This window comes from Haliea sp. E17 (assembly GCF_048323675.1).
In the GTDB taxonomy this organism is placed as follows: Bacteria; Pseudomonadota; Gammaproteobacteria; order Pseudomonadales; family Halieaceae; genus Mangrovimicrobium.
The window spans coordinates 765488-784993 of the sequence record NZ_JBLWFK010000002.1 but is presented as its reverse complement, the minus strand read 5'-3'; the positions used below and the strand labels follow the sequence as shown (position 1 = coordinate 784993).

Below are 19506 nucleotides of genomic sequence, written 5' to 3'. Positions count from 1 at the left end.
GTACTTTTGTTCTAGCACGGGATGTACACCATGAAATTTGAAGGCACCGAGCGCTATGTCGCTACCGATGACCTGCGGATGGCGGTCAACGCGGCGGTCGCGCTGCAGCGCCCGCTCCTGATCAAGGGCGAGCCGGGCACCGGCAAGACCCTGCTGGCGGAAGAGGTGGCGGCGGGGCTGGGCAAGCGCCTGATCCAGTGGCATATCAAGTCCACCACCAAGGCCCAGCAGGGGCTGTACGAGTATGACGCGGTGTCCCGCCTGCGCGACTCCCAGCTCGGCGACGAGAAAGTCCACGATATCGCCAACTACATCAAGCGCGGCAAGCTGTGGGAAGCCTTTGCGGCGGACGAGCAGGTGGTGCTGCTGATCGACGAGATCGACAAGGCCGATATCGAGTTCCCCAACGACCTGCTGGTCGAGCTGGATCGCATGGAGTTCTTCGTCTACGAGACCGGCGAAACCATCAAGGCGAAGCAGCGGCCGATCATCATCATCACCAGTAACAACGAAAAGGAACTGCCCGACGCCTTCCTGCGCCGCTGCTTTTTCCACTTTATCAATTTCCCCGACCGCGACACCATGCGCGAGATCATCGCCGTGCACTACCCGAGTATCGCCCAGGACCTGGTCGCCGAGGCGCTGGATGTGTTCTTCGACCTGCGCGAGATTCCCGGCTTGAAGAAGAAGCCCTCCACCTCCGAGCTGATCGACTGGCTGAAACTGCTGATGGCGGACGAGATTCCCGACGAGATCCTCAAGGAGCGCGATCCCACCAAGGCCATCCCGCCCCTCTACGGCGCGTTGATGAAAAACGAGCAGGACGTGCACCTGCTGGAGCGCCTGGCTTTCATGCACCGCCGCGAAATGCGCTAGTGGTGCCTGATACGCCATGTTAGTCAATTTTTTCCAGGGCCTGCGCGACGCCGGCGTCCCGGTGACCACACGGGAACTGCTCGACCTGATCGAGGGCCTGCAGCGCCACGTGGTGTTCGGTTCGGTGGATGACTTTTACTATTTCAGCCGCGCCTGCATGGTCAAGGACGAGAAATACTTCGACCGCTTCGATCGCGCCTTCGGCCTGCATTTCAAGAACCTCGAGGCGCTCGACGATGTCATCGAAGCGCTGATCCCCGACGACTGGCTGCGCACGGAATTCCTCAAGCAGTTGTCGGAGGAGGAGAAGGCGAAAATCGAATCCCTCGGCGGGCTGGAAAAGCTGATCGAGGAATTCAAGAAACGCCTCGAGGAACAGAAAAAGCGCCACCAGGGCGGCAGCAAGTGGATCGGGACCGGCGGTACCTCGCCCTTCGGCCAGGAGGGTTACCATCCCGAGGGCATCCGGGTCGGCCCCAACGGGCGCAACCAGCGGGCGGTGAAAGTCTGGGACCGGCGCGACTTCAAGAACCTCGACGACAGCGTCGAACTGGGCACCCGCAATATCAAGGTCGCCCTGCGCCGGCTGCGCAAGTTCGCCCGCACCGGCGCCGCCGATGAACTGGACCTGGACGACACCATCCACTCCACCGCCCGCAACGCCGGCCTGCTGGATATCAAGATGGTGCCGGAGCGGCACAACGCGGTGAAGGTCCTGCTGTTTTTCGATGTCGGCGGTTCCATGGACCCCCACGTGAAAGTCTGCGAGGAACTGTTCTCGGCGGCCCGCACCGAGTTCAAGCACATGGAGTACTTCTACTTCCACAATTTCATTTACGAAAGCGTGTGGAAGAACAATATCCGCCGGCACAACGAGCGCACCCAGCTACTGGATGTGATGCACAAGTACAGCCACGACTACAAGGTGATCTTCATTGGTGACGCCTCGATGTCGCCCTATGAAATCCTGCAGCCCGGTGGTTCCGTGGAGCACTGGAACCAGGAAGCCGGGGCGGTGTGGATGACCCGCCTGCGCGAGGTCTACGACAAGGTGGCCTGGATCAACCCGGTGCCCCGGGATGAGTGGCACTACACCCAGTCCGTGGGTGTGGTGCGGGAACTGGTGGAAGAGCACATGTATCCCCTGACCCTGAAGGGCCTTGAGGATGCGATGGGCTACCTCTCGAAATAATCCGCCTGTCTCAGGGGTTTTCCGCGTAGGCGATCAGCGCCGCGGTTACCGCCACGTTGAGCGATTCGACGCCGCGCTGCATGGGAATACCCAGCCCGCGGCTGGCGAGTTTCCCAACGGCCGCGGAAACCCCGCTGGTTTCGTTCCCCAGCACATAGATCGCGTGTCCCGCGGGGCGGTAGCCAAACAGCGACTCGACCGCATCCGCCCGCAGGCTGAGGATTTCGCAACCCTGCCCGGCGCACATTTCCAGGGCCTGGGGCAGGGCGTCGCAGAGCACCAGCGGCGCCTTGTACACGGTGCCGGCACTGGCCTTGATCACCAGCGGCCCGAGGGCCGCATTGCCCCTGCGTGACCAGAGCACGGCGTCGATGGCGCCGGCGGCGGCCGAGCGCAGGATCATGCCGAGATTCTGCGGATTGGTAATGCCGTCCAGCGCCAGGATGCGCTGGCGCGGTAACCCGGGCAGTTCCGCCAGGTAGGCGTCGAGGCCGCGAAACTCCGGGCACAGGATATCCAGCGCGACGCCCTGGTCCTGCTTGCCGTTTTTCGAGATGCGGGCCAGTTCGTCCCGGGAATGGTGGCTGACCGGCACATTGCGGCGCCGCGCTTCGGCCAGCAGTTCGCCGACGATCCCGCCCTGGCGGTTGCTGTCGGCGAGGTGCAGGCGATGGCATTGCAGGTCGGCGTCGCGCAGCGCCTCCAGCACCGGTTTGCGGCCGTAGATGGTCAGCACCCGGTCAAAGAACGCTTTTTTCTCGCGGTAGCTGTCACTGGATTCGTTCATCGGGGGCTGGTGGCTCTTGCAAAGTCGCTGGGCGGCGCTATGGTAGCGCCGTGGCGCGCGGGTTCCAACCGCGCGGGATCATCCAATCAAACAGCGGAGAGAGCCGCATGCTCACACTCTACGGCACCGCCGCCTGCCACCTGTGCGAACTGGCCGCAGAATTGCTGGACGCCAGCGGCGCGCCTTACCGGGAGGTCGATATCAGCGAATCCGACGTCCTGTTCGAGCGCTACGGGCTGACTATCCCGGTGCTGCAGCGGGAGGACGGCGGCGAACTCAACTGGCCCTTCGACGCAGCCCTGCTGGGGGAGTTTCTCGCCGCCGGTTGAATCAGTCGCCGACCCGCACCGCCAGCACATCGCGCTTGGCGCCGTGCAGCACACCGTTGGCTGTGGAGCCCATGAGCAGGGCGAGGCCGTAGCGGCCGTGACTGCCGACCACGATCAGGTCCGCCTCGATCTCCTCGGCGGCGGCATGGATTTCAACTTCCGGACGGCCCAGCACGATATGCTGGTGTGACTCGTCGATACCGTGTTTCGCGCCGAAGCGCTGCAGTTGCTGCCTGGCCTGAGTCTGGATTTCATCCTGCAACCCGGAAAAATCCATCGGAATGTCCACGCCGTAGGCGAAGCTCAGCGGCTCGATAACATGAATCACGTGCAGTTCGTTGTCGCCGCCCTCGGCGACGGCACGGGCGCGCTGCGCCACCAGGTCGGATTCGTCACTGAGATCAACGGCAATCAGGATTTTTTTGTAGTGGGCCATTTTCAGCCTCCGGCTATGACTTTCGCATAAGTTATAGCATAGTTCGGCTGCCGGGGAACGGGGTGAAGTTGACCTTGATCAAGACAAAATGAAATACATCGCTATCGCGATCTGAATTACGTGCCACTGGTAGAGCGTGAGCCAGAGTATGCCCGCTGGAACCGTGCGGCGACATGGAAGTCGCCGCCCGAGTCTGCACAGGGATGTGCGCTTTTTGACGTGTTCCGGCGGGCATACTCTTCACGTTCGGCGGAATTGCTCGCGAATCCGGAACTCAATCAAATGGAACAGCCACTATAATTGTGCACGCGGACAGATGGCCCACAATATCCATGAAATGGAACCAAATCTGTTGAAATACCTGATAATCCTTTTCGTCGTAGCCCTGGCCCTGGCGCCACTGACCCACTTCCTGCCCAGCAAGCGTCAGCGCCAACTCGCCCGCCTGCGCGAATACGCTGCCGTACACGGCCTGTTCGTGGAATTCCGCAACCTGCCGGGGGCGCGGGAAGGCGAGCGCGCCGAGCAGGTTATTTATTACGGCAAGCGCCTGCCCGCTTCGCGGGGCGAACCGCGCCGCCAGCGGGCCTGGATCGGCGGTGCGGGCCACTGGCGCGGCGCCGGTCACCGCGATCCTGTGCCCACCGCAACCGAAGGGTTTCCCGCGCAGATACTGGCCTGTAGCGAGGACGAAGGCAGCTGCGGCGCGTACTGGAAAGAGGACGGCGAAGAGGCCGATGTGGCGGCAATCGTCGCTGCGCTGGAGGCCTGGAGCGGGGTCGAAAAAGCGGCCTGAGGGGCAAACTGATTCGGCCAGATTCTGTATTCGCCCTTGACCCTGACCGCGCCGGGACTTATATATGCCACTTTTCCGGCACCGGGGTTGAGGGATGGACCTCGGTGAAATATTGATCAGCAGGGCACAATGGGCAAATCACTCGTAATCGTCGAATCGCCGGCCAAGGCCAAGACCATCAACAAGTATCTGGGATCGGATTTTGTTGTCAAATCCAGTGTCGGCCACATCCGCGACCTGCCAACGGCAGGCAGCGGCACGACGACCGACCCGAAAGAACGGGCGGCGCAGGCGGCGATCACCCGCAAAATGAGCCCCGAGGAAAAAGCCGAGCACAAGAAAAAGAAGGCCCGCGAACAACTGGTCCGGCGCATGGGTATCGACCCGGAAAACGGCTGGAAGGCCGATTACCAGGTGCTGCCCGGCAAGGAAAAAGTGGTCGAGGAATTGAAAAAGCTGGCCAGCAAGGCCGATTCGGTTTACCTCGCAACCGACCTTGACCGCGAGGGGGAGGCAATCGCCTGGCACCTCAAGGAAGCCATTGGCGGCGACGACTCCCGTTTCCAGCGCGTGGTGTTCAACGAAATCACCAAGAAGGCGATCACCGAGGCCTTCCAGAAACCCGCCCAGCTCGACCAGGCGCGGGTCAATGCCCAGCAGGCGCGTCGCTTCCTCGACCGGGTGGTGGGCTACATGGTCTCGCCGCTACTGTGGGCGAAAATCGCCCGCGGCCTGTCCGCGGGCCGGGTGCAATCGGTGGCGGTGCGCCTGATTGTCGAGCGCGAGCGGGAAATCCACGCGTTTATCCCCGAGGAGTACTGGGAGATCCACGCGGACCTGCAAACCGGCGGCAATGAGGACGTGCGCTTCCAGGTGCGCAAGCACAACGGCGAAAACTTCCGTCCCGACAACGAGGCGGATGCCAGCAAGGCCACCGCCGAACTGGGCGCGCAAAGCTATACCGTGAGCGGGCGCGAGGACAAGCCGACCAGTTCCAAACCGCCGGCGCCGTTTATCACCTCGACCCTGCAGCAGGCCGCGAGCACCCGCCTCGGATTCTCGGTGAAGAAAACCATGATGCTGGCCCAGCGCCTCTATGAGGCGGGCTACATCACCTACATGCGTACCGATTCCACCAACCTCAGCGACGAGGCGGTCGGCGCCTGCCGCGAGTACATCAAGGCGAATTTCCCGGCCAAATACCTGCCCGAGGCGCCCAACCGCTACAGCGCCAAGGAAGGGGCCCAGGAGGCGCACGAGGCGATCCGCCCCTCCGACGTCAAGGTGACGCAGAATTCCCTCTCCGGGATGGAGCGCGATGCAGAGCGCCTCTACGAGTTGATCTGGCGCCAGTTCGTGGCCTGCCAGATGCCCCCGGCCCAGTACCTGTCCACCACGGTGACGGTCAAGGCGGGGGAGTACGAGCTCAACGCCAAGGGCCGGATCATCCGCTTCGACGGCTATACCCGGGTCCAGTCCCCGGCGGGGCGCAGCAAGTCCGAGGATACCGTGCTGCCGGACATGAAAGCCGGCGACACACTGAGCCTGCAAAAGCTCGACCCGGCCCAGCATTTCACCAAGCCGACCCCGCGCTACGGCGAGGCCAGCCTGGTGAAGGAACTGGAAAAGCGCGGCATCGGCCGGCCGTCCACCTACGCCTCGATCATCTCCACCATCCAGGACCGCGGCTACGTGCGCCTGGAGAACAAGCGCTTTTACGCGGAGAAGATGGGCGAGATCGTCACCGACCGCCTGCAGAAGTGTTTTACCGAGCTGCTCGACTACGGCTTTACCGCCTCCATGGAGGAGCGCCTCGACCAGGTGGCCGAGGGCGCGCGCGACTGGCGCGATCTGCTGGACAGCTTCTATGCGGAATTCAGCGAGCTGCTGGAACAGGCGGGGGAGCCCTATCCCGGCGGGATGCAGGCCAACGAGCCGACCATGACCGACATCCCCTGTGCCAAGTGCGGGCGGCCGATGCAGATTCGCACCGCCAGCACCGGGGTGTTCCTCGGCTGTTCCGGCTATGCCCTGCCGCCCAAGGAGCGCTGCAAGCACACCATCAACCTGGTGCCCGGCGACGAGGCGATCCGCGAGGACGCCGATGACGAGGCGGAGTCGCGCCAGCTGCTGGAGCGGCATCGCTGCAAGAAGTGCAATTCGGCGATGGACAGCTACCTGATCGACGAGACCCGCAAGTTGCACGTCTGCGGCAACAACCCGGACTGCGATGGCTTCGAGATAGAGACCGGTAAATTCAAGATCAAGGGCTACGATGGCCCGGTGATCGAGTGCGACAAGTGTGGCGCCGAGATGCAGCTCAAGACCGGGCGCTTCGGCAAGTATTTCGGCTGCACCGCCGAAGAATGCAAGAACACGCGCAAATTGTTGCGTAATGGTGAGGCGGCGCCGCCCAAGATGGACCCGGTGCCCATGCCGGAACTCGCCTGCGAGAAAGTCGAGGATCACTACGTGCTGCGCGACGGCGCCGCCGGCCTGTTCCTGGCCGCCAGCCAGTTCCCGCGCAACCGGGAAACCCGTGCGCCGTTCATCGACGAGATCCTGCCGCACAAGAAGGAAATCGACCCCAAGTACGCCTTCCTGTTCTCCGCGCCAGTCGAGGACAGCGACGGCAACCGGGTCCAGGTGCGCTACAGCCGCAAGACCAAGGAGCAGTACCTGATGACCGAGGAGGACGGCAAGGCCACCGGCTGGAAGGCGTTCTATCGCGGCGGTCGCTGGGACGTGGAGCAGGGCCGGGGCAGGGCCCCGAAATAACATGGCGTATTCCGCTCGCGGCCAGGCCAATCACTGCCTGTACCTGGCGCGCATCCTGGGCGCCGCCTGGCGTCGCGACAGCGACGCCCAGTCCGTGGCGGCCAGCACCCTGGCTCAGGCTTACCTGCCGGCGGTGCGGATGCACCTGCAGGCGGCATACGGCTGGTTTTTGCTCGATATCACCCGCCAGGAACCGCTGCCCGCGCTACCGCCGGGAAACTGTGCCGATCTGCCGCCGCGGCCCGCGGGCAAGGTCCTGCCCGGTGAGATCCGGGAGTGCCAGCAACTCGAGCGCGACGGCTGGCTGGCCGAGATGCTCAGCGCGGGCGAGCAGCCGCTGGCCGTGAACCGTCACGCCGACAACCTCGCCAGCACACCCGCAGAGGCCTCGCCGCAGCAGGTGGAAGCCTGGTGCAACGCACTGCAGGGCCTGTTCGAGCGAATGGGCAACTCCCTCGACGAGTATTGAACATCCCTTTCTTCCGGCCCATGAGCCGTTCCCTATCTACCAGCGCCGGGTGCTGTTAGAATGAAATCGCAGCCACAGCTAATCGAGGTTGATTGAGTGTCCGCATCCTTACTGGAAATCGTAGATCTGGGCGATGGTGAAATCGTACTGCAACCGGCAGACGAGGGCTCCGAGCCCCTGCTTACCATACGTTTTTCCGAGGCGTCACAACGTCACATGATGGATAACTGCCTGGAGGTCGCGAAAGTGATGATCCAGGCGGGTATCGAAGCAGTAGCACTGCTGGCAGACGATGAAGAGCAGGGTTTCGAAACCGGGTCCTACACCGAGGCTTCGCGCACCCTGCACTGACGGGCTATCTGGCCGCCAGCGTTACTGCAGAATTTCGGGCGCCCCGTATTCAGGGCGCCACAGGGGAGGGATCGCCATTCAAACGCCCCTGCGCAGCACCCCCACACTGAGTCCCTCAATGGCAAAGGCCTGCTCGCGCAGGTCGACACGGATGGGCTCGTAGTCCTGGTTTTCCGGCAGTAGTTCGACGATGTGCTTGCGACCTCCGCGGCGCAGCCGCTTGACGGTCACTTCATCCTCGATACGCGCCACGATCACATCGCCATCATTGGCCACCGGCGTACTGTGTACCGCCAGCAGGTCGCCGTCGAAAATCCCGATATCGATCATGCTGTCCCCGGTGACCCGCAGCAGGTAGTCCGCCCGCGGGTGGAAAAACTCCGCCGGCAACTCGCAGTAATCCTCGATGTTTTCCTCCGCCAGTACCGGGTTGCCCGCCGCGACGCGGCCGACGATCGGGATGCCGGAGTTGGTCTCCGGCAGGCGAATTCCGCGGGAGGCGCCGGGAATCATTTCAATTGCGCCCTTGCGGGCCAGCGCCTTGAGGTGCTCCTCGGCCGCGTTGGCGGATTTGAAGCCCAGTTCCTGGGCGATATCGGCCCGGGTGGGCGGGTAACCGGTCTGGTCGATGTGCTGCCGGACAATGTCCAGCACCTGTTGTTGTCGCGCGGTCAGCTTTTCCATGCACCCCTCCGCTGGATGTTTATACAGATGCTGTGATTATATACAGCCTTTGTTTGATAAGACAATCAGTGTGGTACAGATATTTGGGCTTGGGCTTGGTTTGGATTTGCAGGGAGCTTCCCGAGCGCGATGCGGTTTCTGCCCGCTGGAACACGCCAAAAAGCGCACATCCCTGTGCAGGCTCGGGTGGCGACTTCCATGTCGCCACACGGTTCCAGCGGGCAGAAACCGCCTCACGCTCTACCTGCTGTGCAAGGTTCAAACCTGGGGGTAAACGGAGCCGGTCGGAGGGTTGGCAGGGGTTGCGTGCAGGATGGGCTGAAGATCATGCGGACGTCCATGTCGCGACAGGGCTCCAGCGGATTGATGCGGTCTTACGCTCGGCGATAGAACCACCACAGCCTCAGACCGAAACAGCTTCACGCTCGGCGAATCGGCCACCAGATCAACGGGATGGGGTGATTACCACCGTTACAGGGCGGGTACGCAGTGAACTAGAGGTCTTCCACGCCATACATGGCGTCGGGCTCGATATAGCTCAGGGGGTTGGACCAGTCCTCGGGATGCATCGGCAGGTCCGGGTCCTGCATGTCCTCGTCGTCCAGTTCGAAGGGGCTGCGCCAGTCCTCCGGGGCTGCGGCGCGCTCCGGCATGAGTTCCCGCCAGGCATCGAGATCAAATTCCGATACCTCGCCGTCGAGGTACTGGATTTCGATCAGCAGTGCCGTCGGGTCCCAGTCGATCACTTCAAACAGGTTGCCGGTTTGCCGGTCCGTGTACCACGCGCCAATAACGGGGCTCTGCATTTTCATCAGTGGGTCCTCAATCTGTTATCGCTGCTGTGCCGAGCCAACATATCACGCTGGCAGGGGCTGTCCATTATGTGAAATCGGTCTAAAATCGCGGGTCCAAATTCCAATTTTATTTCGTGCAATACTTTTCAAAAGAGATCAGCAGCTTGCGGAAAGTTGGCACAGGTAACTTGGGCGGCGCGGCGGCTTTTTATAGCCAGCGAGTAAGTGACGGAAGTCTTCAGATGAAAAAATTGTCTAAAAAATCACCCTTCAGGGTCACTGCAAACCCCTTCGCGCGTGACTGCCGCGCCGGAGACACCCCGTGAGTGTGCTGGCCCTGGTCGGGGGTACCGGCATCGACCAGTTCGAGGGCCTGGAAATCGTCGACCGGCATGCGCTGGAGACCCCCTGGGGAGAGCCGTCGCGGCCTATCGATGAAGGACAGTTTCACGGCCATCGCCTGTTTTTCCTGCAGCGCCACGGGGCGCCGCGGGCCATTCCGCCGCACCTCATCAATTACCGGGCCAATCTCTGGGCGCTGCGCTCGCTCGGCGTGGATACGGTGGTGGCCCTGAACGCCGTGGGTGGTATCACGCCGGCGATGGTGACGGGGGCCCTGGTGCTGCCCGACCAGTTGATCGATTACACCTGGGGCCGCGAGCACACGGTCGATGAGGGGGCGGGCGGCCACCTGCAGCATATCGATTTTACCCAGCCCTACGACGCGGCCTTGCGCGCCGCGCTGCGCCAGGCGGCCAGCGACGCCGGGGTGTCCCTGGTGGACGGCGGTGTGCACGGTGTCGCCCAGGGGCCGCGGCTGGAAACGGCCGCGGAAGTGCGGCGCCTGGCCCGGGATGGCTGCGACCTGGTGGGCATGACCGGCATGCCGGAGGCGGCGCTGGCCCGGGAGCTGGGTATGCGCTACGCCAGTGTCTGTATGGTGGTCAATCCGGCGGCGGGGCTCGGTGACGAGCTGATCACCCTGGAGTCGATGCGCGATGCGCTGGCCGGCTGTACGGCGGCATTCGCTCGCATGCTCGCCGCGCTGGTGGTGGAAACGCCCTGACCCTGCTGCCGCGCGGGGTGCGGCGCGGCCGTCAATTCAGGGAAAGCGGGTCCTCTTCCTCGGGCAGCAGGGGTTCCTCCGCCTCCGCCATGGCCCGCAGCTGTTCATCGTTCAGCGGCTCCAGGCGAACCACCACGCTGAACAGCGGGTGATCGAGGTAGTGCACCTCCAGGCTGCGCATCCGCCGCTTCTGTTCCAGCAGGACGGCATGGCGCCAGGGGGACAGCGGCTCGAGGACTTCTTCTTCGACCGGCTCCAGCAGCGCTTCCGTTTCATAGACCGTGACCCCGGCCAGGCTGGATTCTTCCCCGGCGACAATCTCGTTGGGGTCGGGTGGCGGTTCCACGGTGATGACCGAGGGCGGTCCCAGCGGCGCGGCGGGCATGCGCCAGTCGCCGGGCAGGTAGGTGCCGGCGGTATTCAGCCACAGGCGGGTTTCCAGGTAGAGGTAGCGGGCCACGTGCAGCTTGATGCTGCCCTGTAGCTCCGGCCAGTCGCCGGTGTCACCGGAGCGGTCGAGCACGATCGGGATGGCGTCGTTCTCGCCCATCACCGGCTGGGCCCAGGCCTCGTGGAACAGGATCCGGTACTCGCCCGTCCGCGCCATGTAGGCGGCTTTGCCGCGGAACTCCTGTTGTGCCGCGGGCAGGGCGATGAACGGGGTCGGCCGCGGTGCTGCGGGCTCATCCGCCGCCGGTTCCTCGTCCACGGCTGGCGCAGTTAACGGCAGTTCTGTGGCCACCGCGGCATCGTTGGGGTCGCGGTAGGGAATGTCCGGGGTGTCCGGCTCCGGCGGGGGCAGGTTGGGCAGCAGGGTCAGGCGCCCGTAGTCGTCCAGTTCGCTCTTGCCGTCGTGCTGCTCCGCCAGCGCCCGGATCTGCTCCGGGTGCAGCAGGAAGCGGTACTGCTGCGGGTACTCGAGCGCCGGTGTCGGGTCGAAGCGTTCATCGGTTGCGGCGCCTTCGTGGGTGAACACCATCAGCTCGACCTTGTACCAGCGCGATTCGTGCTGCGCGAAACCGGCGCAGGTGTACAGGCCGAGCGCTGCGAGCAGCGCTCCTTTGAACAAGTGTCGGTACGGGGACATCAGGCGGCGGCCTCCGCGGATTCCCGGGCGAAGGTGCTGAGCAGCTCGTCGATAAATTGTTGTCGCTCCTGTTTTGCAGCCAGTTCCCGGGTAAAGCGCAGGCGCGTGGCGCCGGCCAGTTTATAGCCCCTGGGGTCGCCCTGGACCAGGCGCACCAGTGAAAGCGGGTTGACGCGGGTGGTTTCCTTGAAGTCGATATTACCACCCTCGGGACCCGCATCAATGCTGCGGATGCCCAGTTCCTCCGCCTTTTGCCGCAGGCGCGCCAGCAGGAACAGGTTGCCCACGGGCTCCGGCAACAGGCCGAAGCGGTCGATCATTTCCACCTGCAGCTCCTTCAGTGCCTCGGCGCTCGCGGCGGCGGCAATGCGTTTGTAGAGCACCAGCCGGGTGTTGATATCCGGCAGATAGTCCTCGGGAATAAGCGCGGGCAGGTGCAGGTTGACCTCGGTCCCGGCATCCAGCGGGGCGTCCGCGTCGGGCACCTCGCCGCGGCGAATGGCGGCTACCGCCCGCTCCAGCATGTCCATGTACAGGTTGAAGCCGATGGTATGGATCTGCCCGCTCTGTTCCTCGCCCAGCAATTCGCCGGCGCCGCGGATTTCCAGGTCGTGGGTAGCCAGCATGTAACCCGCGCCGAGGTCCCCGGCGGCCTCGATGGCCTCCAGCCGCTTGCCGGCATCCGTGGTAATCGCCGAGCGCGGCGGCGTCAGCAGGTAGGCGTAGGCCTGGTGGTGGGAGCGGCCGACCCGCCCGCGCAGCTGGTGTAGCTGGGCCAGGCCGAACTTGTCCGCGCGCTCGATGATAATGGTGTTGGCGTTGGGGATGTCGATGCCGGTCTCGATGATGGTACTGCAGACCAGCACATGGTGGCGCTGGTGGTAGAAGTCCGACATCACCCGCTCGAGTTCGGTTTCCCGCATCTGCCCGTGGGCGACCGCCACGTGCAGGTCCGGCAGCAGTTCGCGCAGTTTGCGCGCGCTTTCCTCGATGGATTTCACCTCGTTGTGCAGGTAGTAGACCTGGCCGCCGCGCAGGGTCTCGCGCAGCACGGCTTCCTTGATCATCGCTACATTGTGTTCGCGCACGAAGGTCTTGATGGACAGGCGGCGGGCGGGGGGCGTGGCGATGATCGACAGGTCGCGCATGCCGCCGAGTGCCATGTGCAGTGTGCGCGGGATCGGCGTCGCCGTCAGGGTGAGGATGTCCACCTCGGAGCGCAGCGCCTTGATCGCTTCCTTCTGTTTCACCCCGAAGCGGTGTTCCTCGTCGATGATCAGCAGGCCGAGGTCGCGGAAACTGAAATCGGTCTGCAACAGCTTGTGGGTGCCGACCAGGATGTCGACCTTGCCGGCGGCGACCCGCTCGCTGAGTTTTTTCACGTCCGCCGCGGTTTTGAAGCGGGAAATCACCTCGACGTTGACCGGCCAGTCAGCGAAGCGGTCGGCGAAGGAGTTGTAGTGCTGTTGCGCCAGCAGGGTGGTGGGGACCAGCACCGCCACCTGCTTGCGGTTCTGGGTGGCGACGAAAGCGGCGCGCATGGCCACCTCGGTCTTGCCGAAACCGACGTCGCCGCAGACCAGGCGATCCATGACCCGCTGGTTGCACATGTCTTCCAGTACCGCCTCGATGGCCGCTTCCTGGTCCGGGGTTTCCTCGAAGGGGAAGGTGGCCGCGAACTGCGCGTACAGCGCCTCGTCGTTGCTGAACTGGAAACCCTTGCGCGCCTCCCGGCGGGCGTAGACCTCCAGCAGCTGGGCGGCGACGTCGTTGGCTTTTTCACTGGCCTTGCGCCGGGCTTTTTCCCACTGGTCGGAACCCAGGCTGTGCAGCGGCGCCACCTCCGGGTCGGCGCCGGAGTAGCGGCTGATCAGGTGCAGCGAGGCCACCGGCACATACAGTTTCGCGCCGCGGGCGTATGCCAGGGTGAGGAACTCCGCCTGCTGGTTGTCCACCTCCAGGGTCTGCAGTCCCACGTAGCGGCCGACGCCGTGCTCGAGGTGCACCACCGGTACGCCTTCGCGCAGTTCGTTGAGGTCGCGGTAGACAGTGGCCTCGGCTGCGCCCTGTACCGTGGTCTTGCGCCGCCGGCGCTGGGCTACCCGGTTGCCGAAGAGCTGGCTCTCGCAGACCATGGTCGGCAGGCCTGCGCCAAAATAGAGGCCGCGATCGATCGGCGCCGTGGCTATCGCGAAAGGCAAGCGGGCGGCGAGGAAACTGTGCCAGTCGGCGGTCAGCTCCGGGGCCAGCCCCATCTCGTGCAGGGATTCCAGCAGGACCTCGCGGCGGCCGGCGGTTTCCGCGCAGAGCAGTACCGGTCCCTTGTGTTCATCTATAAAAGCCTGCAGGCCATTGATGCCGGAAAGCTGCGGTGGGGGCAGGGTGCTGGCCTGCTGGTGCACCGGCGCGTCCGCGCGCTGGCGCAGTTCCAGGACCGCGAAGGACTTGAGCTGCTGGTAGAGTTCTTCCACCGGGGTAAAGCAGCGCGCCGGCGGCAGCAGGGGGCGCCGCGGATCGATACCGTATTCCTCGTGGCGCCGACAGACCTCCTGCCAGAAGTGATCCGCAGCGCCGTGGTGGTCGCCGCAGGTGACCAGCGCGACGTTGTCGGGCAGGTAGTCGAGGAGCGAGGCGCACTGTTCGAAGAACAGGGGCAGGTAGTACTCGCAGCCACCGGGGCTGCGCCCGGCGCTGACCTCGGTGAAGGTCGGGCACTGGTCCGGGTCGACGTCGAAGCTCTCGTACCAGTTCATCTGGAAGCGGTTGATGGCCTGTGGGTCCAGCGGGTACTCGCGGGCCGGGAGCAGGCTGATACGCTCGACTTTTTCCACTGTGCGCTGGGTCTCGGGGTCGAAGGTGCGCAGGGTGTCGACCTCGTCGTCGAGCAGGTCGATGCGATAGGGCAGCGCCGAGCCCATCGGGTAGATATCGAAGAGCGCGCCGCGCAGGGCGAACTCGCCGTGCTCGTAGACGGTTTCCACGTTGCGGTAGCCGTTGCGCTCCAGGTCCCGGCGGAACGCGGTGATATCCAGTTGCTGGCCCGCTTCCAGCACCAGGCTGGAGCCGGCGACAAAGTGGGTGGGCGGCAGCCGGTGCATCAGCGTGGGGATCGGCACGATCAGCACGCCGCCGCGTACCCGCGGCAGGCGATGCAGGGTGGCCAGGCGCTCGGAAATAATGTCCTGGTGCGGCGAGAAATTGTCGTAGGGCAGGGTTTCCCAGTCCGGGAAGCCGAGGATGTCGATGTCCTTCCCGAGGAAGAAGGGCAGTTCGCGCTCCAGCACCTGCGCTGCGTGGGTATCTGCGGTGATCACTAGCAGCAGCTGGCCGGGGCTGGCGAGTTCGGCGATGCACAGCGCATCGCTGGCCCCGTGGAGCGGGCCGAGACTGCTGCGGCTGCCGCGTGTCGCGGGCCACTGGGTTGCTGCTACCAGGGATTCGAACATGGATGGAAAAGTGTTTGCTGGCTCGGGGGTCGCGCATTGTAGCGTGGCCCCTTGTCCGCCTGCCAGTTGCGGCCCGCTTATTTGCCGGCGTTGCCGATCCCAGGGGTAAGAAAAAGCGCCCACAGGGGGCGCTTCACGAAGGCCGGATGCGTGCGCTGCCCCGGGGCAGCCGCGCGCTCAGCGGTAGTTGAGGATCAGGTCCACGCCGTAGCTGCGGGAGACCTGGAAGCTCCCCGAGGGGAAGGCGCCGAAGTTGGTGGCGAATGACATTTCGTCACTGTCGGTCAGGTTGCGGCCCCAGAGCGCCAGTTCGCCGTTCCAGTTCTCGCCGACCATGATGTTTTTCAGCGAGGCGCGGGCGTTCAGTTCCCAGTTGGCGGGAATGAATTCCATGACGCCGAAGGGCGTGGCGTCGGCGCGGCCCGGGTTGGGCTCCAGGCGAATGTCATCCTGCCAGATTCCGGTCAGCCCGAGCGACAGGTAGGTCGACCCGAAGAGCGGTTTGGTGTCGTAGTAGGCGCCCAGCGAGGCGTTCCACTCCGGTACCAGGGTCGGTTCGATGGAGGAGTTCGGGTAGGCATCCGGGCCGATGGCGTTGGCGCCAGCGGCCACCAGGTCGGTGTACTTGGCGAACTTGACGTCCTGGTAGCCGAGCGTCGCCTGCAGGGTCAGGCCCTCCAGCGGCAGGGCGGTCATCTCCAGTTCCATGCCCCGGGCCTCGAGGGTGCCGCCGTCGACCACCAGCACGTCGATGCCCTCGGCGCCGGGAACCAGGGTGCCGGACTGGGCGAACTGCAGGTGGTCATAGGTCACGTCGAACAGCGCCAGGTTGGCGCGCAGGCGGCCGTCCATGAAATCCGCCTTGGTGCCGAATTCCCAGGATTCGGCTTCCTCCGGGTCGAAGCCGAAGCCCGCCACGGAACCGCCGGAAACGAAGGCCGTGGAGTACTTGCCGTAGACCATGAGGTCGCTGTTGACCGCATAGGAGAAGCCGAGCAGGTAGCTCAGGTTGTCGTCGTCGTAGGAGAATTTGCGGTAGGTCGGGGCGTCCAGCGTACCGTTGACGTAACTGCCGGACTTGTCGTCCTTGGTATAGCGCAGGCCGAGCAGCAGGTCGAGGTCGTCGGTGATGTGTATTTCCGCCTGGCCGTAGGCGGCGTAGGACTCGGCGTCATTGAGCGAGTAGCTTTGCTCGGCGCCCTGGGGCAGCAGGTCCTGGGCGAGGGGCAGCACGTGGCCGGGGGTCATCGCAAAGGTGTAGGTATTCACGCCGCCGCGCGGGCTGCCGGATTCGTCCTCGGACTCGAAATACAACAGGCCGCTGGTGATGGTGGCGAGTTCTCCGTCCCAGGTCAGCTGCAGTTCATTGCTCCACTGTTCGCTGTAGCCGACCGCATCGGTACAGACATAGCAGAAGGGCGTGTCGGCCGCCAGGCCGAGCGCTGCGCCGACTACCGGGCCTACTACCCAGCCGCTGGTGCCGGAAATGTCGGCGGAACTGAACACGTCGGACTCGCGGTAGGCGAGGGTGTTCTTCAGGCTCAGGTCGTCACTGATTTCCCACAGCACCGTGAAGTTGTGCCCGCGCACCTTCTGGTCGCGGGACTGGGTGAAGGGGTTGGATACGGCGTCCGGCCGGGTGGTTTTGCCATCCCACAGCAGGTCCGGGTTGGCCTGGGACAACAGGTCGAGCAGGATCGCGCCTTCGACGGGCAGTGTGCCGGTATCGAAGTCACTGAGGATGGCGTTGCCACGCGGCGAGCCATTGTCCTTGCTGTAGTCGAACTTGTAGCTGAGTTCGAGGGTGTCGGTGGGTTCGTACAGGGCCGAGAGGAAGAAGCCCTCGGTGTCGACTTCGCCGAGGGTCTTTGGCGAGGTGCCGCGGCCATAGTTGAAGGCTGTCCGGTCCCAGGTGGTCCCGCCGCCGAGGTTGTCGATGTCGCCGTCCTGTTCTTCAGTGGTATAGGAGAAATAGGCGCTGAAATCGCCAATGGTGGGCATGTCCACGGAGGTTTCGGAGCGGAAGTAATCGCGGTTACCGTAACCCAGCGCCTGGCGCGCAGCGAATTCGCCCTCCGGGTCGCGGGTGGTGATGCTGATCGCGCCGCCGGTGGCGTTGCGCCCGAACAGGGTGCCCTGGGGACCGCGCAGGACTTCCACCCGCTGGATGTCCGGAAGCTGGAAAATCGAGGCGCGCGGCGAGCCGATATAGACGCCGTCGAGGTAGATGGAGATCTGCTTGTCGGACCCCGCCACGACCCCGTAGCTGGTGATGCCGCGCATGGAGAAGGCCGGCAGGCTGACGCCGCCTACCGCGGGGCGCACCGACAGGTTGGGTGCGAGACCGGACAGGTCGTTGACGTCGATGATCTTGTTGACCCTGATCGCCTCACCGGAGAGTGCGGTGACCGCCACCGGGGTGTCCTGCAGGCTCTGTTCGCGTTTCTGCGCGGTCACGATCACCTCGTCGAGGGACATGATGCGCTCCTGGGCGAGAGTGACCTGGGTGCCAGCTCCACTGGCGGCGAGGATGGCGGTACTGATGAGGAATCTGGCACTTTTCTTTTTCATGTTCTCTCCTTGTCGTGCGGCGCCGGGGCGTCGCTTCCCTGTAGTCGCCCCGGTATCCGGAGCATTACTGATGTGCGTGACAGTGCATTTGGTGTCAGTGCGCTGTCATGCTAGTGACGCGGTCCGGGGGCGGTCAATTCATATGTGCCAAAATGTGACGATCATCTCAGGCCCGGACGGGCCGGGGGCTCACCCATACGCGGCTTGCACGGCGCGGGGCATCGGACGATAATACGCGCCCCCAAAATGGCCCCGAAGGACCCGGAGTAATGGCGAACGACCGCAAGCGCAATCGACCTGACGACTACTTCAAGGACTGGAAGCAACGCGAAGCCCTGGCTGAAGGCATGATCCCCATTGTGGGAACCCTTGCCCGCGAAAAGAACGTCAAAATCTACATCTACGGCAAATCCCTGGTAAATCGCTCGGTGCTCGAGCTGATGAAAATCCATCGCTACGTGCGCCAGGTGGAAGGCAATGAACTCTCCGAGAAAGAAACCTTCCCGGTGCTTTCGGAGATCGCCCGCCTCGACCTCGGTCCCGCGCATATCGATATCGGTCGCATCACCGTCAACTATTACGACAAGGGCAAGGGCGAAGGTCTCTCCATCGAGGAGTACGTGCGCCAGGAAGTGGGCGAGGCCATCGGTTCCACCGTGCAGCCCCTGGAAAAACCCCAGGACGTGGTGCTCTACGGCTTTGGCCGCATCGGTCGCCTGATGGCGCGCATCCTGATCGACAAGACCGACGGCGGCGACAGCCTGCGCCTGCGGGCGATCGTGGTGCGCAAGGGCAAGGCCCCCAACGACCTGGTCAAGCGCGCCAGCCTGCTGCGCCGGGACTCGGTGCACGGCGCCTTCGACGGCACCATCCGGGTGGATGAGGAGCGCCAGTCCTTCGTGGCCAACGGCAATGAGGTCAAGGTGATCTACGCCGACTCGCCGGACAGCATCGACTACACCGAATACGGCATCAACGACGCCATCGTGGTGGACAACACCGGCGTGTGGCGCGACGCGGAAGGCCTGTCCAAGCACCTGCAGAGCAAGGGTGTGAAAAAGGTCATCCTGACGGCCCCCGGCAAGGGCGACCTGAAGAACGTGGTGCACGGCATCAACCACAGCATCATCGACCCGGACGACCAGATCATTTCCGCGGCGTCCTGCACCACCAATGCGATCGCGCCGCCGCTGAAGGCGATGTTCGAGGAGTTCGGTATCAAGGCCGGCCATGTCGAGACCGTGCACGCCTATACCAACGACCAGAACCTGATCGACAACTACCACAAGGCCTCGCGCCGCGGCCGCAGCGCGCCGCTGAACATGGTACTGACCGAGACCGGCGCCGCCACCGCGGTGGGCAAGGTACTGCCGGTCCTGCAGGGCAAGCTGACCGGTAACGCCATTCGCGTGCCCACGCCGAATGTCTCCATGGCGATCCTCAACCTGACCCTGGATCGCGAAACTACCGCCGAGGAGGTCAACGAGTTCATGCGTCACCAGGCGCTGCACTCGCCGCTGCGCAAGCAGATCGACTTCTCCAATTCGCCGGAGGTGGTGTCCACCGACTTCGTCGGTTCCCGGCACGCCTGCATCTTCGATGCCCAGGCCACCATCGTCAACGGCAACCAGGCAGTCCTCTACCTGTGGTATGACAACGAGTTTGGCTACAGCTGCCAGGTGCACCGCATCCTCGAGCAGATGGCCGGTATTAACTACGCCGTCTACCCGAAGGAAGGCTGATACGCCGTTGCTCCAGTGGTGCCGGTGTGAATTTTACACCCGGCACCCAATAAAACGCTGCAAAATCATGGTCATGCCCGGAGGTTTTGTAGCGTTTTACAA

At 63.9% G+C, this 19506-nt stretch carries 16 protein-coding genes; 9 read left to right on the top strand and 7 right to left on the bottom strand.

The window, feature by feature from the left end; all coding sequences use genetic code 11:
* Positions 1–30: 30 nt before the first annotated feature.
* Both ACNKU3_RS06630 and ACNKU3_RS06625 read left to right on the top strand, forming a co-directional pair.
* Positions 31–876 carry an AAA family ATPase gene (locus ACNKU3_RS06630; protein WP_418258627.1) on the top strand — a complete coding sequence of 282 codons (846 nt, stop codon included), beginning with the start codon at positions 31–33 and terminating at the stop codon, positions 874–876.
* A gap of 16 nt (positions 877–892) precedes the next feature.
* Positions 893–2068 carry a vWA domain-containing protein gene (locus ACNKU3_RS06625; protein WP_418258626.1) on the top strand — a complete coding sequence of 392 codons (1176 nt, stop codon included), beginning with the start codon at positions 893–895 and terminating at the stop codon, positions 2066–2068.
* Between the two features lie 10 nt (positions 2069–2078).
* Here the strand turns inward: ACNKU3_RS06625 and ACNKU3_RS06620 are convergent, their stop codons facing one another.
* Positions 2079–2855, bottom strand: coding sequence for a TrmH family RNA methyltransferase (locus tag ACNKU3_RS06620; protein ID WP_418258625.1), 777 nt, complete (start codon positions 2853–2855; stop codon positions 2079–2081).
* A gap of 107 nt (positions 2856–2962) precedes the next feature.
* Between ACNKU3_RS06620 and ACNKU3_RS06615 the strand changes: the two genes are divergently transcribed.
* A complete protein-coding gene (locus ACNKU3_RS06615) occupies positions 2963–3184 on the top strand; it encodes a glutaredoxin family protein (protein ID WP_418258624.1) in 222 nt (73 codons plus the stop codon).
* A 1-nt stretch (position 3185) separates the two neighbouring features.
* On the opposite strand, the gene ACNKU3_RS06610 is transcribed toward ACNKU3_RS06615, so the two are convergent.
* The gene (locus ACNKU3_RS06610; protein WP_418258623.1) at positions 3186–3620 is read right to left on the bottom strand and encodes a universal stress protein; all 435 of its coding nucleotides are present in this window, start codon (positions 3618–3620) and stop codon (positions 3186–3188) included.
* Between the two features lie 352 nt (positions 3621–3972).
* On the opposite strand from ACNKU3_RS06610, the gene ACNKU3_RS06605 reads away from it, so the two are divergent.
* The 4 genes from ACNKU3_RS06605 to ACNKU3_RS06590 all read left to right on the top strand — a co-directional run bounded on the left by ACNKU3_RS06605 (position 3973) and on the right by ACNKU3_RS06590 (position 8014).
* A complete protein-coding gene (locus tag ACNKU3_RS06605) occupies positions 3973–4416 on the top strand; it encodes a hypothetical protein (RefSeq protein WP_418258622.1) in 444 nt (147 codons plus the stop codon).
* Between the two features lie 129 nt (positions 4417–4545).
* Entirely contained in the window at positions 4546–7194 is a 2649-nt protein-coding gene (gene topA, locus ACNKU3_RS06600) for a type I DNA topoisomerase (RefSeq protein ID WP_418258621.1), read from the top strand.
* A 1-nt stretch (position 7195) separates the two neighbouring features.
* Positions 7196–7663: a DUF6586 family protein gene (locus ACNKU3_RS06595; RefSeq protein ID WP_418258620.1), complete on the top strand. Its 468-nt coding sequence runs from the start codon at positions 7196–7198 to the stop codon at positions 7661–7663.
* Between the two features lie 96 nt (positions 7664–7759).
* A complete protein-coding gene (locus ACNKU3_RS06590; protein WP_418258619.1) occupies positions 7760–8014 on the top strand; it encodes a hypothetical protein in 255 nt (84 codons plus the stop codon).
* Between the two features lie 78 nt (positions 8015–8092).
* Here ACNKU3_RS06590 and lexA read toward each other — a convergent pair whose 3' ends face one another.
* Both lexA and ACNKU3_RS06580 read right to left on the bottom strand, forming a co-directional pair.
* Complete coding sequence (gene lexA / locus ACNKU3_RS06585) at positions 8093–8698, bottom strand: transcriptional repressor LexA (protein ID WP_418258618.1); 606 nt, start codon at positions 8696–8698, stop codon at positions 8093–8095.
* A gap of 494 nt (positions 8699–9192) precedes the next feature.
* A complete protein-coding gene (locus ACNKU3_RS06580) occupies positions 9193–9510 on the bottom strand; it encodes a DUF6763 family protein (protein ID WP_418258617.1) in 318 nt (105 codons plus the stop codon).
* A 304-nt stretch (positions 9511–9814) separates the two neighbouring features.
* On the opposite strand from ACNKU3_RS06580, the gene ACNKU3_RS06575 reads away from it, so the two are divergent.
* Positions 9815–10558 (top strand): S-methyl-5'-thioinosine phosphorylase, encoded by a 744-nt coding sequence (locus tag ACNKU3_RS06575; protein WP_418258616.1) that lies wholly within the window; start codon positions 9815–9817, stop codon positions 10556–10558.
* Between the two features lie 31 nt (positions 10559–10589).
* Here the strand turns inward: ACNKU3_RS06575 and ACNKU3_RS06570 are convergent, their stop codons facing one another.
* The 3 genes from ACNKU3_RS06570 to ACNKU3_RS06560 all read right to left on the bottom strand — a co-directional run bounded on the left by ACNKU3_RS06570 (position 10590) and on the right by ACNKU3_RS06560 (position 17662).
* The gene (locus ACNKU3_RS06570) at positions 10590–11645 is read right to left on the bottom strand and encodes a CsiV family protein (protein ID WP_418258615.1); all 1056 of its coding nucleotides are present in this window, start codon (positions 11643–11645) and stop codon (positions 10590–10592) included.
* Positions 11645–15091 (bottom strand): transcription-repair coupling factor, encoded by a 3447-nt coding sequence (mfd, locus tag ACNKU3_RS06565; RefSeq protein WP_418258614.1) that lies wholly within the window; start codon positions 15089–15091, stop codon positions 11645–11647. The genes ACNKU3_RS06570 and mfd overlap by 1 nt, the downstream gene beginning before the upstream one ends.
* A 177-nt stretch (positions 15092–15268) precedes the next feature.
* Positions 15269–17662, bottom strand: coding sequence for a TonB-dependent receptor (locus tag ACNKU3_RS06560; protein WP_418258613.1), 2394 nt, complete (start codon positions 17660–17662; stop codon positions 15269–15271).
* Between the two features lie 269 nt (positions 17663–17931).
* Between ACNKU3_RS06560 and ACNKU3_RS06555 the strand changes: the two genes are divergently transcribed.
* On the top strand, positions 17932–19404 hold the full coding sequence (locus tag ACNKU3_RS06555; protein ID WP_418258612.1) for a glyceraldehyde-3-phosphate dehydrogenase: 1473 nt from the start codon (positions 17932–17934) through the stop codon (positions 19402–19404).
* Positions 19405–19506: the final 102 nt, after the last annotated feature.

What these genes read in the sequence shown, in the direction of transcription:
- ACNKU3_RS06630 (WP_418258627.1), top strand. Translation starts at nt 31, where the DNA reads ATGAAATTTGAAGGCACCGAGCGCTATGTCGCTACCGATGACCTGCGG.
- ACNKU3_RS06625 (WP_418258626.1), top strand. Translation starts at nt 893, where the DNA reads ATGTTAGTCAATTTTTTCCAGGGCCTGCGCGACGCCGGCGTCCCGGTG.
- ACNKU3_RS06620 (WP_418258625.1), bottom strand. Translation starts at nt 2,855, where the DNA reads ATGAACGAATCCAGTGACAGCTACCGCGAGAAAAAAGCGTTCTTTGAC.
- ACNKU3_RS06615 (WP_418258624.1), top strand. Translation starts at nt 2,963, where the DNA reads ATGCTCACACTCTACGGCACCGCCGCCTGCCACCTGTGCGAACTGGCC.
- ACNKU3_RS06610 (WP_418258623.1), bottom strand. Translation starts at nt 3,620, where the DNA reads ATGGCCCACTACAAAAAAATCCTGATTGCCGTTGATCTCAGTGACGAA.
- topA (WP_418258621.1), top strand. Translation starts at nt 4,546, where the DNA reads ATGGGCAAATCACTCGTAATCGTCGAATCGCCGGCCAAGGCCAAGACC.
- ACNKU3_RS06595 (WP_418258620.1), top strand. Translation starts at nt 7,196, where the DNA reads ATGGCGTATTCCGCTCGCGGCCAGGCCAATCACTGCCTGTACCTGGCG.
- lexA (WP_418258618.1), bottom strand. Translation starts at nt 8,698, where the DNA reads ATGGAAAAGCTGACCGCGCGACAACAACAGGTGCTGGACATTGTCCGG.
- ACNKU3_RS06580 (WP_418258617.1), bottom strand. Translation starts at nt 9,510, where the DNA reads ATGAAAATGCAGAGCCCCGTTATTGGCGCGTGGTACACGGACCGGCAA.
- ACNKU3_RS06570 (WP_418258615.1), bottom strand. Translation starts at nt 11,645, where the DNA reads ATGTCCCCGTACCGACACTTGTTCAAAGGAGCGCTGCTCGCAGCGCTC.
- mfd (WP_418258614.1), bottom strand. Translation starts at nt 15,091, where the DNA reads ATGTTCGAATCCCTGGTAGCAGCAACCCAGTGGCCCGCGACACGCGGC.
- ACNKU3_RS06560 (WP_418258613.1), bottom strand. Translation starts at nt 17,662, where the DNA reads ATGAAAAAGAAAAGTGCCAGATTCCTCATCAGTACCGCCATCCTCGCC.
- ACNKU3_RS06555 (WP_418258612.1), top strand. Translation starts at nt 17,932, where the DNA reads ATGGCGAACGACCGCAAGCGCAATCGACCTGACGACTACTTCAAGGAC.